The sequence below is a fragment of the Streptosporangium sp. NPDC006013 genome (genome assembly GCF_040614275.1).
Taxonomy (GTDB): Bacteria; Actinomycetota; Actinomycetes; order Streptosporangiales; family Streptosporangiaceae; genus Streptosporangium.
The window spans coordinates 26,688-41,307 of record NZ_JBEXUE010000012.1 but is presented as its reverse complement, the minus strand read 5'-3'; the positions used below and the strand labels follow the sequence as shown (position 1 = coordinate 41,307).

At 69.5% G+C, this 14,620-nt stretch carries 12 protein-coding genes and 1 riboswitch; of the genes, 8 read left to right on the top strand and 4 right to left on the bottom strand.

Annotation, left to right across the window (positions count from 1 at the left end; all coding sequences use genetic code 11):
- Positions 1 to 173: 173 nt before the first annotated feature.
- Positions 174 to 1,718: a choice-of-anchor I family protein gene (locus ABZ260_RS03705; RefSeq protein WP_355612519.1), complete on the bottom strand. Its 1,545-nt coding sequence runs from the start codon at positions 1,716 to 1,718 to the stop codon at positions 174 to 176.
- A 185-nt stretch (positions 1,719 to 1,903) separates the two neighbouring features.
- Between ABZ260_RS03705 and ABZ260_RS03700 the strand changes: the two genes are divergently transcribed.
- The 5 genes from ABZ260_RS03700 (at position 1,904) to ABZ260_RS03680 (ending at position 6,679) form a co-directional block, all read left to right on the top strand.
- On the top strand, positions 1,904 to 2,491 hold the full coding sequence (locus ABZ260_RS03700; RefSeq protein ID WP_355554643.1) for a TIGR03086 family metal-binding protein: 588 nt from the start codon (positions 1,904 to 1,906) through the stop codon (positions 2,489 to 2,491).
- Positions 2,492 to 2,932: 441 nt separating this feature from the next.
- Positions 2,933 to 3,529 (top strand): metal-dependent phosphohydrolase, encoded by a 597-nt coding sequence (locus ABZ260_RS03695; protein WP_355612516.1) that lies wholly within the window; start codon positions 2,933 to 2,935, stop codon positions 3,527 to 3,529.
- An 86-nt stretch (positions 3,530 to 3,615) separates the two neighbouring features.
- A complete protein-coding gene (locus ABZ260_RS03690; protein ID WP_355612513.1) occupies positions 3,616 to 4,416 on the top strand; it encodes a DeoR/GlpR family DNA-binding transcription regulator in 801 nt (266 codons plus the stop codon).
- Positions 4,413 to 5,492, top strand: coding sequence for a galactose-1-phosphate uridylyltransferase (gene galT, locus ABZ260_RS03685; protein WP_355612510.1), 1,080 nt, complete (start codon positions 4,413 to 4,415; stop codon positions 5,490 to 5,492). The genes ABZ260_RS03690 and galT overlap by 4 nt, the downstream gene beginning before the upstream one ends.
- Before the next feature lie 72 nt (positions 5,493 to 5,564).
- A riboswitch (cyclic di-AMP (ydaO/yuaA leader) is annotated at positions 5,565 to 5,701 on the top strand.
- 54 nt (positions 5,702 to 5,755) lie between these two features.
- A complete protein-coding gene (locus ABZ260_RS03680) occupies positions 5,756 to 6,679 on the top strand; it encodes a hypothetical protein (protein WP_355612507.1) in 924 nt (307 codons plus the stop codon).
- 218 nt (positions 6,680 to 6,897) lie between these two features.
- Here the strand turns inward: ABZ260_RS03680 and ABZ260_RS03675 are convergent, their stop codons facing one another.
- The 3 genes from ABZ260_RS03675 to ABZ260_RS03665 are packed head-to-tail and all read right to left on the bottom strand — an operon-like array spanning position 6,898 to position 10,854.
- Positions 6,898 to 7,317, bottom strand: a complete 420-nt coding sequence (locus tag ABZ260_RS03675) for a response regulator transcription factor (protein WP_355612504.1) — start codon at positions 7,315 to 7,317, stop codon at positions 6,898 to 6,900.
- A gap of 50 nt (positions 7,318 to 7,367) precedes the next feature.
- Entirely contained in the window at positions 7,368 to 8,414 is a 1,047-nt protein-coding gene (locus tag ABZ260_RS03670; RefSeq protein ID WP_355612501.1) for a LacI family DNA-binding transcriptional regulator, read from the bottom strand.
- The gene (locus ABZ260_RS03665; protein WP_355612498.1) at positions 8,398 to 10,854 is read right to left on the bottom strand and encodes a glycoside hydrolase family 3 N-terminal domain-containing protein; all 2,457 of its coding nucleotides are present in this window, start codon (positions 10,852 to 10,854) and stop codon (positions 8,398 to 8,400) included. Before ABZ260_RS03665 ends, ABZ260_RS03670 begins: the two co-directional genes overlap by 17 nt.
- A 356-nt stretch (positions 10,855 to 11,210) precedes the next feature.
- On the opposite strand from ABZ260_RS03665, the gene ABZ260_RS03660 reads away from it, so the two are divergent.
- Genes ABZ260_RS03660 through ABZ260_RS03650 form a run of 3 tightly spaced genes read left to right on the top strand, consistent with a single transcriptional unit; the run spans position 11,211 to position 14,376 of the window.
- Positions 11,211 to 12,551, top strand: coding sequence for an extracellular solute-binding protein (locus ABZ260_RS03660; RefSeq protein WP_355612495.1), 1,341 nt, complete (start codon positions 11,211 to 11,213; stop codon positions 12,549 to 12,551).
- Complete coding sequence (locus ABZ260_RS03655) at positions 12,548 to 13,474, top strand: sugar ABC transporter permease (protein ID WP_355612492.1); 927 nt, start codon at positions 12,548 to 12,550, stop codon at positions 13,472 to 13,474. Before ABZ260_RS03660 ends, ABZ260_RS03655 begins: the two co-directional genes overlap by 4 nt.
- Positions 13,475 to 13,476: 2 nt before the next feature.
- Positions 13,477 to 14,376 (top strand): carbohydrate ABC transporter permease, encoded by a 900-nt coding sequence (locus ABZ260_RS03650; RefSeq protein ID WP_355612489.1) that lies wholly within the window; start codon positions 13,477 to 13,479, stop codon positions 14,374 to 14,376.
- Positions 14,377 to 14,620: the final 244 nt, after the last annotated feature.

Genomic DNA, 14,620 nt, shown 5'->3' with positions numbered 1-14,620 from the left:
CTTCGGGTGGATCGCCGCTTCGCCGCACGGTGCCGGGATCACTCCCGGTCCTGCCCGCGCCCCACGGTCGTCCGGTCAGACCGGCAACGTCACCGGCCTGTTCCCGTGCCGTTGACGTGCTCGGCGTGGGAACAGGCCGGTCGGTGTGCGGCGTGTCTTCGCGGCCGCGCGGCTCAGCGAACCTCGTAGATCGCGGTGGTGCCGCTGACCTCGTTGCCCACCACCAGGAGCGCGTGGCGGGTCGGGCTGTCGGAGGCGGAGATGAACAGTACGCCCTCGGGGCCTACGTCCCCGGCGGTGCCGTCCGCGACCGAGCCGGCGAAGTCGCGGGTGTTGAGGTATCCGGCCAGGCTCGGCGCCCGGGGATTGTCGATGTCGTAGGCGACGATCCCGCCGACCCGCTCCAGCCCGGCGAAGGCGTAGGTGCGGCCGCGCACCTCACCGACCGTGACCCCCTCGGGCTCGGGGCCCTTGTTGTCGCTGCGGCTGTCGAAGGAGTCGTTCGCCTCGTGGTCGGCGTTGAACGCCTCGGGCAGTTCCTTGGCGACGAGCCGCTCCAGCTCGTCGCCGGAGTCCCAGACGAGCTCTCCGGAGGCGGACCTGATCGAGATCGAACGGGCGCCGAACGCGTGCAGCTCGGTGTAGGCGCCGCTCGCGTTCCTGGGCGAGTCGACGGCCACGTTCAGCCGGCCGAGCTCGCCGTCCTTCTTGAGGTTCTCCGCGTCGGGCATCGCGAGGTTCAGCGACTTCACCCTGACCTCGTCGGCGTGGCAGCCCCAGTCACGCCCGTCGCCCTCGTTCGCGGTGACCAGGTAGGTGCGCCCGCGGTCGCGGAAGTGCGCGATCCCGTCGGGCTGGTAGAGGCCCTTCACCGGCCTGGGCCTGATGTCGATCTTCCCGTCCCTGTCCGAGGCGTCGAAACCGCTCTTCGACCAGTCCTTCAGGCCCAGCGGGACGACGTCGCGGACCTCCACCCGCTTCAGGTCGACGATCGCGAGCGCGTTGTTCTCCTGGAGGGTGACGTAGGCGGTGTCACCGTCGACCGTGACGTACTCGGGTTCCAGGTCCTGGGCGGCGGTGGCCCCGGGACCGGTGATCCGCACCCCCTTGGCCCGCAGCCGCTCGGCGTCGAACTTCTGGAACCCCGCGGTCCGCACCGTCCAGCGCTTCAGATCGACGACGCTCACCGAGCCCTCGGGGTCGACCTTCTCCCCCTCGCAGTAGGAGGACGGCTCGCCCTCGTTGGCCACGACCACCCGGTGCCCGTCGGGGGTGAAGGTCACCATGTCGGGCAGCGCGCCGACGGTCACCTGCTTGAGCTTCTTCCCGCTCCGGGCGTCGAAGAAGGCGACGGTGCCCGGGTCGGTCTTGACCGCGGCCTGCTGGGCGACGGCGACCAGACCGTCGCGTACCGCGACGCTGTTGGCCCCGGGGGTGGCCAGGGTGGCGACCTTGCGAGGCTTGCGCGGGTCGCGGATGTCGAGCACGTCAACGGTGCCGGCCTGCGCGTTCACGACGAACACCCGGCGGGTCTTGGCGTCGTACGCGGTGATCTCCGAGGCACCGGCGGCGACGGTGCCGGTGGTGTAGCGGCCGAGGAAGGTCAGTTCGATGCCTCGGGGGCCGGATTCGGCGGCGGCCGGGGCCACGGCCGCGGGCAGCAGGATCAGGCCGGTGGCCGCGGCGACGGCCGCTCGGGTGAAGGTCGTGGTGCGCATAGGAGAGATCCTCACGACATACCGTGACTCTTCCCTGACGCCGAGATGACCGGGAGATGAAGCCGTCCGGTCGGATGCGCTCCCGGACGTGCCGGTCATGTCCATTGACGCGATGACTACTGGCGGGCCAGGGGTTACGGTCAAGATGAGGGCCGGGAGAGAACCCGGGAGGGCATCGGGAGGGCATGATGACCATCGACGTACCCGAGGCTTACCGTCGCGCGCTGGACGACTTCGGCGCTCTCGTCCACCGGATCGGCCCCGACCAGTGGGAGAATCCGACACCGTGCGTCGACTGGGACGTGCGCTCCCTCGTCAACCACGTGGTCGGCGAGAACCTGTGGGCTCCCGAGTTGCTGGCCGGGCGGGCCCACGCGGAGATCGGCGACGCCTTCGAGGGCGACCTGCTCGGCGACGACCCCATCAAGGCGTTCGACACCTCGGCCGTGCCCGCCATCCAGGCGGCGATCGATCACCGGGTCCTCGACCGCGTCGTCCACCTGCCCTTCGGCGACGTGCCCGGCCGGGAGTACATCACCGAACTGTTCGCCGACGCCCTCATCCACACCTGGGACCTGGCCCGCGCCATCGGCGCCGACGAGCGGCTCGACCCGGAGTTGGTCGCGGCCTGCGCCACCTGGTTCGCCGATGCGGAACCCGGCTACCGGCAGACCGCGGCGGTCGGGGAGCACCAGGCCGGAGAGCACCGGAAGGTGCCCTCCGACACCGACGCGCAGACCCGGCTGCTGGCCTCCTGGGGCCGCCGCGCGTGACCGCCCGTCCCCGTGTCCGCTCCCGTGTACTCGGCCTCTGTGATCCGTACGGCTAGCGAGCGGTCGGCCGCTTGCCGTGGTTGGCCTTGTGCTTCTTGCGGGCCTTGCCCTTACGCGATCTTCTGGCCATGCCGACCACCCCTTCCCTGAGGTCCTTCCAGGTCCCGCGAGTGCCGGCCTGCGTGATTCCGGACCCGTGATTCCTGAGGTCCTTCCAGGTCCCGCGAGTGCCGGTCTCCGTAATTCCGGACCCGTGATTCCGGACCCGTACGGGACTCGATGTCACCGGTTCAGACCTTCACGTTCCTCCTGCGACGCCCGGCGCACAAGGCCCGAACCGCGATCCGCCCCGCTCCGGTGGGTGCGTTGCCCCAACCTTGACGATCAGCGCCTCCCGCACCTGAGGGTCCTCTCCTCCGGCCAGGTTCTAGGCTCGCCCTCATGCGCGAGAAGCTGATGGCCCGCTGGCTGTCCCTGTCCGGCCTCGAGGCCGAACCCCTCGGCCGTGAACTGATCACCCGGTACGACGAGCCGCACCGCAGGTATCACACCACCACCCACCTGGAGGCCGTGCTCGCCCACATCGACACCCTGGCCTCTCATGCCGAGCATCCGGACCTGGTACGGCTGGCGGCCTGGTTCCACGACGCCGTCTATGACCCGCGGCGCGGCGACAACGAGGAGCGGAGCGCCATCCTGGCCGAGCGCGCACTGCCGGAGATGGGGCTCTCCCCCGAGGCGGTGGCCACGGTCGCCCGGCTGGTCAGGCTGACCGTCACACACGCCCCCGCACCGGGCGACGCGGACGGGGCCGTGCTGTCCGACGCCGACCTGGCGATCCTGGGCGCGTCGCCGGAGGTCTACGCCGCCTACGCGACCGCCGTGCGCGAGGAGTACGCCTTCGTGCCCGACGACGCTTTCAGGTCCGGCAGGGCCGCGGTGCTGCGCTCGCTGCTCGACCTTGCGGCGATCTTCCACATCGCCGATCTGGAGGAGGCGGCGCGGGCGAACATCATGGCGGAGCTTGAGCGGCTGTGAGCAGGTGACCACCATAATTCAACAGTATTTCCCGATACTCGCCGTGGTATTTTGGTGGAATCTGGTGAATTAAAGGGAGTGAGTCAATGCTCGCCCAGCAGCGGCAGCAGGCGATCCTGGAGAGGGTGCGGAGCAGGGGCGGGGTCAGGGTCGCCGATCTCGTCCGGGAGCTCGGCGTGTCCGACATGACGATCCGGCGCGACCTTGAGGTGCTCTCCGAGCGCGGGCTGGTGGAGAAGGTCCACGGTGGCGCCACCGCCACCGGGTCCGGCTCGACCGAGGAACCGGGCTTCGCCGCCAAGTCGGCGCGCCAGCAGGCGGAGAAGGAGACGATCGCCCAGCAGGCCGCCCGGCTCGTCCGGCCCGCCACCGCCATCGCACTCTCCGCGGGAACCACGACCTGGACACTCGCCCACCACGTGACCGACGTGCCCGAGCTGACCGTGATCACCAACTCGATCCGGATCGCCGATGTCTTCCACCGCTCCCCCAGGGCCGATCGCACGGTCGTGCTCACCGGCGGGGTCCGCACCCCCTCCGACGCGCTGGTCGGCCCGGTCGCGGTCACGGCGATCCGGGGACTCCACGTCGACACCCTCTTCCTCGGCGTGCACGGGATGAGCGCCCGAGCCGGGTTCACCACGCCCAACCTGCTGGAGGCCGAGACCAACCGCGAGCTGGTCGCCTCCGCGCACCGCCTGGTGGTGCTCGCCGACCACACCAAGTGGGGCACGGTCGGCATCAGCACGATCGCCGAGCTGGCCCAGGCCCACATCGTGGTCACCGACTCCGGCCTGACCGAGGAGGCCCGCGAGGAGCTCGCCGCCTCGGTGGGAGAGCTGATCATCACAGAGCCACAGCAGGAGAGCGAGAGCGTCGGCCGATGAAGCGTACGATCACCCACCTGGCCGACGGCCGGGAGCTGTTCTACTTCGACCGCCGCGACGACGCCGACCGCGGAGCGGTCGACAGCCGCGACCTGCCGCCCCGCCCCACCGCCTCCGAGTTGCGTTACGACCCGCTGACCGAGGAGTGGATCGCGGTGGCCGGACACCGCCAGGGCCGCACCTTCCTACCCCCGGCCAGCGAGTGCCCGCTCTGCCCTTCCACCTCCGGCAACCTCACCGAGATCCCCTCCGCGGCCTACGACGTGGCGGTCTTCGAGAACAGGTTCCCCTCGTTCTCCACCTATCTGGGCGACTATCAGCAGGTCGGCGGGTTGAGTGAGGTCCGCCCCGGGATCGGCCGCTGTGAGGTGGTCTGTTTCACCGCCGAGCACGACTCCTCATTCGCGATGCTCCCCCCCGAGCAGGTGGAGCTGGTCATGGAGGCCTGGATCGACCGTACGGCGGAGTTGTCGGCGATGCCGGGCGTGGAGCAGGTGTTCTGTTTCGAGAACCGGGGAGCCGAGATCGGCATCACCCTGGCCCACCCGCACGGCCAGATCTACGCGTACCCCTACGTGACCCCGCGCACCAAGCTGACCCTCGGGGCGGCCGGGCGCCACCGGGAGCGGACCGGCGGCAACCTGTTCGCCGACGTGCTCGCCGCGGAGCGGGAGGCCGGGGTCCGGGTGGTGGCCTCGAACGAGCACTGGACGGCGTTCGTCCCGGCCGCGGCGCGCTGGCCGGTGGAGGTTCACCTCTACCCCCACCGGCAGGTCCCCGACCTGGTCGGGCTGGAGCCCGCGGAGCGCGCGGCGTTCGGACCGCTCTACACCGACGTGCTCCGCCGCCTCGACGGGCTGTTCGGCGTGCCGATGCCCTACATCGCGGCCTGGCACCAGGCGCCGGTCAACACCGGTCGCGACCTGTCGTACGCGCACATGGAGCTGTTCAGCATCCGCCGCGCGCCGAACAAGCTGAAATATCTCGCCGGCTCCGAGTCGGCCATGGGTGCCTTCGTGAACGACGTGCTGCCCGAGGAGGCAGCACATCTTCTGCGCTCTGTTGTCACGAACTAATCACCAATTGGTCTCGTCTTGAAGTCGCGTGACCCTGTGTTTACCACTACTATCCTTCCCACATCGGCTGCAACAGCCGATATGCCTAATCCCAGGCGCATCGCCCGGGAGCCGGGGAACCACCGCACCTGGGGTGAAACCACTTCGGTGGAAGGGCGTTCTCCAGCCCGAACCCGTCAGCTAACCCGGTAGGCGGAAGGAGAGGAGAGTTCGTGGCGGCCCCGTCCCCCACGTTCCGTCGGCATGCGGCTCTGGCCCTTTGTTTGAGCCTGGTCGCCACGTTCACCCTCGGTGCCCCCACCGCGGGAAGCGCGGAGCCCAAGCCGACCGAGGCCAAGCTCCGCGCCGAGCTGGCCAAGCTCGGTAAGAAGGTCGACGGGCTGATCGAGGCATACGCGGCCAAGCGCGAGTCCCTCAAGAAGGCACAGAAGGCCGAGGCCGTCGCCAAGCAGAACCTGGCCAGGGCCTCCGACCTCTACGCCAGGGCGGAAAAGCAGGTCGACTCCATAGTCCAGCTCCGCTACCAGAGCAGCATCGGAGGGCTGCCCGCGCTGCTGTTCGCCGACGACATGGGTGGAGCAGCGGTGATGGAGCAGCTCACCGCCCAGCAGAGCGCGCACCTGCAGGGCTTCGCCGAGAGCTTCGAACGTAGGAAGAGGGCGACCGAGACGGCCGCCAGGCTCACCGACGAAATCGGTGAGGAGGCCAAGGAGATGCAGACCCAGCGTGACGAGGTCGAAGATCTGATCAAGGACATCAAGAACAGGCTCGACCAGCTCGCCCCCGTCGGCTCCGGGCGCCGCTCCGACGGCAGCTGGGCCCCGCAACTCCCCACCGGCGCCGACAACATCACCGACCGGACCCGGATCATGCGTGAGGCCGTCAAGAGACGCTTCGCCCTCCCGTACGCCGTCGGTTGCTACCGGTCCGCGAACGACGGCGGCGAGCACCCCCTCGGCCGCGCCTGCGACTTCATGATGAGCACCGGCGGCACGATGCCCTCAGCCGCCAACCTCGCGCTCGGCGACGAGATCGCCGCCTGGGCCATCAAGAACAAGGCCAAGCTCGGAGTGAAGTACGTGATCTGGCGCCAGCGCATCAACCACGGCTCCGGCTGGAGAACCATGTCCAACCGCGGCGGCATCACCGCCAACCACTACGACCACCCGCACATCTCGATGTACTAAAGGGATGCGTATTGCATCTGATGCCGCATGTCCACGAGCTGAAATGATGTTCGTGTCGGTAGGTGCTCACGCAGAGGCAGGCCGCCGGTTCGGGAAGGCCTGACCGCGGCCGGGGCCGGCGAGCTTGGTGATCATTGCGGCGACGGGTTGACGAGTCTGCCTTCGTAGGCGGCGATGACGAGCTGAGCCCGGTCCCGGGCGTGCAGTTTGGCCAGGATTCAGCCGATGTGGGTCTTGACCGTGCCGACGGTGAGGTGCAGGTGCTCGGCGATCTCGGAGTTGGACATTCCCCTGCCGATGAGGGTGAGCACCTCGCGCTCGCGCTGGGTGATGTCGTCGAGGTCTCGCACGGCCGGGGCGGGGTGGGGGCGTCGCAGGAATTCGGCGATGAGCCGACGGGTGACGGTGGGCGCGAACAGCGCTTTGCCGGCGACGACGACTTTGATGGCGGCCAGGAGCTCGGTCGCCGTGGCGTGCTTGAGGAGGAAGCCGCTCGCACCTGCCCGTAGCAACGCGTAGACGTATTCGTCCTGATCGAACGTGGTGAGAATCAGTACGCGGATGCCGACGCCGGACGGGTCTGCACAGATACGCCGTGTCGCCCCGATGCCATCCATGTCCGGCATCTTCACGTCCATGAGGACGGCGAGACGGGCACGCACTACCCCGGTGGGCGGCCGTAAGCAGGTCAGTTGCGGCCGGTGGAGTCCTCGGGTGGGGCGGGGGCGGTGGAACCGCGTACCACCAGTTCGGTGGCGAGTTCGACGTGGTGGGAGTCGACTCGTTCGCCTGCCGCCAGGCGCAGGGCCGTGCGTACGGCGACGCCGCCCATCTCTCGCAGCGGCTGGCGCACGGTGGTCAGCGGGGGCGAGGCCATGCAGGCGACCTGGGTGTCGTCGAAGCCGACGATGCTGAGGTCCTCGGGCACGCGCAACCCTCGCGCCCTGGCCGCCTCCAGCACGCCGAGCGCGATGTCGTCGCAGCCGGTGAAGATGGCAGTGGGGACCTCGGGCAGGTCGAACAGGGCCGCGCCGCCCGTCACACCCTCCTGGTAGCGGAAGTGCCCCGCCCGTACGTAACCCGGAGGAACCGAAGCGCCTGCGGCCTCCATGGCGGCGCGGTAGCCGTGTAGCCGAGCCTGGTTGCAGGCGGCGGTGGCCGGGCCGCCGAGGTAGGCGATGCGCCGATGTCCGAGCGCGAGCAGGTGCTGCGTCGCGGCCAGGCCTCCGGCGAAGTTCGTCGAGCCGACACTGGTGACCCCCCTGGTCTGCGGCAGGTTCAGCGGGTCGATCACGACCAGTGGCAACCGCACGCGGGACAGGGCGGCGAGCTGCCCGGCGGTCAACTCGCTGGTGATGGCGATCAGGGCCCGCCGTCCGGCCGTGACCAGGCCGCGCGCCCAGGCTCCGGCGCGGTCGGCGTTCGTCCGGATGCTCACCACGATCGCCGCGTCGACCTCGGCCCCGGCCTGCACAGCGCCCTGGACGATCTCGGTCGAGTACGCGTTGAGATCGGCGTCCAGCTCCACTTCGATCGTGTCCAGCACGGCCGCGTCGCCCCGGCGGCGCTGCGGCGGCGCGACGTAGTCGTGCTGCTCCAGCAACGACTCCACGAGGGAGCGGGTCACCGGGGAGACGTCACCTCGGCCGTTGAGCACCTTCGACACGGTCGCGACCGACACGCCCGCCGAGGCCGCGACCGTGGCCAGCGTGGCCCGTTTAGGACTGGCCGGCATCTGTTCCTCCCTGCTGTGTGGCGGAAGAGCCCGGTGTCGGTTCCACATCCACGCGGGTGACCAGTCGGCGGCCCAGGCCGACGTGACGCAGCGGGCCGGTCAATCGTATGTGACCCCGGCAGGGCAGGTCGGACGCCGACGTGCCCACGAGCACCTCAAGGTCCCCCGGTTCGACGATACGCCGCAGGTCGCGCCCGGTGAACGCGGTCCGGTCGGCGGGCACGGTGAAGGTCGCCAGAGCGCTCGCGCCGGGCTCCAGCCGGACCCGGGCGAACCCGGTGAGCTGCCGCACCGGTCGGGTGACCTGGGCGACCACATCGTACAGGAAGAGCTGGACGACCTCCTCGCCCGCCCGGCCCCCGGTGTTGCGTACCCGCACCGACACGGTGAACTCGCCGTCGGTGGGCACCTCGGCGTCGCTGATCCTCAAGGAGTCGATCTCGAAGGTGGTGTACGAGGCGCCGTACCCGAACGGGAACAGCGGGGTCGGGTCGAGATTGCTGATGCCTTGGCTGTTGGAGCCCAGCGGCGGCTGCAGGTAGGTGCCCGGCTGCCCGCCCGGGCCGCGTGGGATCTGCACCGGCAGCTTTCCGCTGGGCTGCACCCTGCCGGACAGGACCCCGGCGACGGCCGCCCCGCCCTCCTCGCCGGGCATGAACGCCTGGACGAGCGCGGCGGCCGTCCCGGACACCCGGCCCAGCGCGTATGGACGGCCCGAGACGACGACCACCACGACCGGCGTGCCGGTGGCGGCCAGCTCGGCCAGCAGGTCCTCCTGCACGCCGGGCAGCCGCAGGTCTTCGGCGTCGCAGCCTTCGCCCGACGTACCCAGCCCGAACATCCCCGCCAGGTCGCCGACGACGGCCACGCACACGTCGGACTCACGGGCCGCCTGGAGTGCGGCGGCGAAGCCGGAGCGGTCGTCGCCCCGCACGTCGCAGCCTGGCTCGTGGATCAGCTCGGCATCGGGCAGCTCGGCCCGCAGCGCGTCGAGCAGGCTGGGTGCGGCCACGCCGAGCCCGAGCCCCGGATGACGGGGCAGCACGTGGTTGGGGAAGGCGTAGCAGCCCATGAACGTGTGCGGGTCGTCGGCGCAGGGGCCGACCACGGCCACCCGGCGCGGCCCCGGACGCCCCTCGCCGAGCAACGGCAGCGCGGTGCCCGCGTCGAGCAGCACGATCGACCGCTCGGCCAGTTCCCGGGCCAGTGCCCGGTTGGCCGGCGAGTCCAGGTCCACGGCCCGTGCCCCGGCCACCGACTTCTCCGGCGTCCAGTCCGGGTCCAGCAGTCCGAGCTGCACCTTCTGCGTGAGCAGGCGCCGGGCGGCCCGGTCGACCAGGGACTCCGGCAGCTCGCCCCGCCGCACCCGCCCGGCGAGGTGCTGGCCGAAGCCGAGCGTGTCGGGCAGCTCGACGTCGATGCCCGCGGTCAGCGCCTGCACCCCGGCCTCGTCGGTGTCCGCGGCGACCTGGTGCGTCGTCGCGAGGAACGGGATCGCCCAGTAGTCCGACACCACCGTCCCGGTGAACCCCCACTCGTCGCGCAGCAGGTCGGTCAGCAGCCACGAGTCGGCCGCGGCGGGAACGCCGTCCACGTCGGAGTACGAGTTCATGACCGAACGCGCGCCGCCCTCGACGATGGCGGTCTCGAACGTCGGCAGGATCATGTCCATCAGCTCGCGCCGGCCCATCGGCACCGGGCCGTGGTTGCGGGCCGCCCGGGAGGCGGAGTAGCCGGCGAAGTGCTTGAGCGTGGCGATGATCCCGGCGCTCTCGAGGCCGCGCACGTAGGCCGCGCCGAGCATCGCGACGAGGTACGGATCTTCACCCATGGTCTCCTCGACCCGGCCCCAGCGGTAGTCGCGCACCACGTCCAGCACCGGCGACAGGCCCTGGTGGACGCCCACGGCGCGCATGTCCCGCCCGATGGCGGCGGCCATCCGCTCTACCAGGTCCGGGTCGAACGTCGCGCCCCAGGCGATGGCCGCCGGGTAGACGGTCGCGCCGTAAGTGGTGAAACCGGTCAGGCACTCCTCGTGGACCAGCGCCGGGATGCCGAGCCGGGAATGCTTCACCACCTCGGACTGCAGCCGTACCACCTCCGCGGCGCCCTCCGCCGCGGTCACCGGAGCACTGCCGAACACCCGCGTCAGGTGGCCGAGCCCGTGGCGGATCGCCTCCTCGAAGGGCACCCTCCCCGAGGCCGCGAAGACGTCCTGCATCGGGGCCACGTTCGCCGGGCCTTCGGCCTCCTCCTCGTGCTCCCCGCCCTGGTCGGCCTGCATGTCGTTGCCGAGCCACCGGCTGCCGAGCTGGCCGATCTTCTCCTCCAGGGTCATCTCCTCAAGGAGGGCGTCGACCCGGTCGGCCACGGGGAGTGCCGGGTCCTGCCACGGACGGAGGATCCGGCCCGCCGCGGAGGCCCCATCTAGCGCCGTCATCTGCTCTCTCCTCAAGAAAAACTCATCCGCACAACTTTCCGAAACTTTTCGGTGTGTTGCGGTAGCCCTGCTCGAATCCTGGCGCATCTGAGATGACCAGGAAAAGCCCCAGATGAGAGTACCTTACGTACCTTACATACGAAGCTCATGCCGATATGAGGCCACCCCTTGACAGGCAAGTATCGGAAATCTAAATTTGCGTGCCACGCGGCCTGTTTCGGAAATGTTTCGACATGCTGGGCTCAAGAAGAGCGGATGCCTGGCAGCGGAGGTGCTGATCCACGACCGACGACCACCGCCACTGATGTTTCACATGGAGCCGCGCCCAGCTCGGCATTCGACATACGGAGATCAGCGTGGAGTCAACGACACCATCTCGCCGCACCTTCCTCACCCTCTCCATGGGCATCCCCCTGGGAGCCGCGCTGGCGGCCTGTGGCACTTCCGGCCCCACCGCGGCGGGCGGCGGAGGCGGCGGCGGCGGGACCAAGGCCACTTACTGGTACCTGGCGGTCCAGCCACAGGAGGGCGTGCGCACCCGGGCCGTGGAGCGGTTCAACAAGGCCAACCCCAACGGGCAGATCACCGGGACGATCCTCCAGAACGACGCGTACAAGACGAAGATCAAGACGGCGATCGGGGCGGGCCAGGCCCCCACCATCATCTGGGGTTGGGGCGGCGGGACCCTGCGCACGTACGTGCAGGCCGGCCAGGTGGAGGACCTCACCTCGTGGTTCGCCCAGAACGCCGCCGTGAAGGACCGGCTGTTCCCCTCCTCCTTCGGGGCGGCCACGATCGACGGCAAGATCTACGCGATGCCGTGCGAGACCATGCAGCCCATCGTCCTGTACTACAACAAGAAAATCTTCGACCAGGTCGGCGTGCAGCCGCCGGAGTCGTGGGGCGACATCATGGCCCTGGTCCCCAAGTTCAACGCCGCCGGCATCGCCCCGTTCTCCCTTGGCGGCCAGTCCCGCTGGACGAACATGATGTGGCTGGAGTTCCTCTTCGACCGCATCGGCGGCCCCGAGGTGTTCCAGGCCGTGTTCGACGGCAAGAAGGACGCCTGGTCCCACCCCGCCGCCCTCGACGCCCTGACCAAGCTGCAGGACCTCGTCAAGGCGGACGGGTTCATCAAGGGCTTCTCCTCGATCACGGCCGACTCCAACGCCGACCAGGCCCTGCTGTACACCGGCAAGGCCGCGATGATGCTGCACGGCGGCTGGACGTACGGCAGCATGTCGACCGACGGCGGTGACTTCGTCTCCGGCGGCCACCTCGGCTACATGAACTTCCCGCCGGTCGAGGGTGGCAAGGGCGACCCCAGCAACACCGTCGGCAACCCGGGCCAATACCTGTCGATCTCGTCCAATGCGACCGCCGAGCAGAAGGAGATCGCCAAGAAGTTCTTCGCCACCGCCGTGCTCAGTGACGAGGAGGTCAAGGAATGGGCCGGCACCGGCGCGGTGCCGATCGTCAACGGCGCCGACAGCGCGTTCGCCACCGCCAAGGACGCGGACTTCCTGAAGTTCGTCTACGGCATCGCCAGCAACGCCAAGTCGTTCGCCCAGTCCTGGGACCAGGCGCTCAGCCCCACCGCAGCCGAGGTGCTGCTGGACAACATCGCCAAGCTGTTCCAGCTGTCGATCACGCCGCAGCAGTTCGTGTCCAACATGAACGCGGTCATCGGCAGTTGAGCGCGTTCGCCACCCCCGCCCGGAGGGGGACGCCGCCGGCCGCCACGCGAGAGGCCCGAGGCGGCGTCCTCCCGTGGCTGGCCGTGCCGGCTCTGGCGGTGTTCGTCGCCTTCGGGGTAATTCCACTGGTCGGGGTCCTGTTCCTCAGCTTCACGTCCTGGGACGGGCTCGGCGACATCCAGATGTCCGGGCTCACCAGCTGGTGGGCCGTGCTCAGCGACCCCGGCCTCCTGCACGCGCTGTGGGTGACGTTGCTGGTGATGGCCGCCTCCTGGGCGGTTCAGACGCCGATCAGCATCCTGATCGGGGTGTTCCTGGCCGGGCACCAGCGCTATCGCGCGCTGCTGGCCGTGCTGTACTTCATCCCACTGCTGCTCAGCTCGGCCGCCGTCGCCATCGCCTACAAGGCACTGCTCGATCCGAACTTCGGGCTCGGTGCCGGGCTGCACATCGGGCTGCTCGCACAGGACTGGCTCGGCGAGCCCTTCCTCGCCTTCAGCGTCGTGATCTTCGTGGTGTCGTGGCAGTTCATCCCCTTCCACTCGCTGATCTACCAGGGCGGCGTACGGCAGATCCCGCGCTCCATGTACGAGGCCGCCGAACTGGACGGCGCGGGCCGCGTCCGCAAGTTCTTCAGCATCACGCTGCCGCAGCTCAAGTACACGATCATCACGTCCTCCACCCTCATGGTCGTCGGGTCCCTGACCTTCTTCGACCTGATCTTCGTGCTGACCGCGGGCGGTCCCGGCGACGCCACCCGGGTGCTCGCCCTGGACATGTACAAGCGCGGGTTCCAGGCCAACCTCATGGGACCGGCCAGTGCCATCGCCGTCATCCTCGTCCTCGTGGGCCTCGCCCTGGCGTTGCTCCTGCGCCGGCTCGGCGGCGGCGACGCAGGAGCCAGCCAGATGGAAGGGGCCTGACCATGGGCTTGACCCACACGACCGGGCTCAAGCGGACCCCGGCGGCCGAAACGGGACCGCGCCGGCGCCGACCGCGTCCAGGCGGCGAACGCCCCAACTGGCTGGGCGGGGCCGCGGGCTGGCTGTGGCTGGCGATCGTGATCGTGCCGATCTACTGGATCCTCATCACCAGCTTCAAGGCACAGAGCACCTACTACGCCACCAACCCGCTGGCGCCGCCTACCGAGCCGACCCTCGGCAACTACAAGATGGTCATCGAGTCCGACTTCCCGCTGTACTTCCTCAACAGCCTCATCGTGACCGTCGGCGCGGTCGTCCCGGCGGTCACGGTCGCGTTCATGGCGGCGTACGCGATCGTCCGGGGCGGCGCCCACCGCTTCCTGCGCGGGGTGAACTCGCTCTTTCTCATGGGGCTGGCCATCCCGCTGCAGGCGACCATCATCCCGATCTACCTGATCATCATCCGGCTGCGCCTCTACGACTCGCTGACGGCGCTGATCCTCCCGTCCATCGCCTTCGCGATCCCGCTGTCGGTGCTGGTCCTGGCCAACTTCATCCGTGACGTGCCCAAAGAGCTGTTCGAGTCGATGCGGCTGGACGGCGCGGGCGAGATGACGACGCTCTGGCGCCTGGCCCTACCGCTCACCCTGCCGGCCGTGGTGACGGTGACGATCTACAACGCGCTGACGATCTGGAACGGATTCCTGCTACCGCTGATCCTCACCCAGAGCCCCGACAAGCGCACGCTGCCGCTCGCGCTGTGGACCTTCCAGGGACAGTACAGCGTGAACGTGCCCGCCGTACTCGCCTCCGTCGTGCTGACCACGCTCCCCCTCCTGATCCTGTACGTGGTCGGCCGCCGTCAGCTGCTCAGCGGCCTGACGGCCGGTTTCAGCAAGTGACCTTTCCCTGGCGGTACGTGGGCTTATGACGGATCAGATCTCGACGTACCAGCGCTCCGAGCCGCGGGCCGTCGCTCTCGCCTGACCGCAGGGCTCGCGGAGGTCCGGCCGGGCCGAGCCGGTTCTCCCTCGCATGGGTGGCCAAGCACGCCCCGATGTGCTTGGCCACCCATGCCAGGCCGAGAAGGAAACGAGGTCGGACGCGGCCCCTTCCGTTCCTTTGCCCGACGTCCTGCCCCGAGCC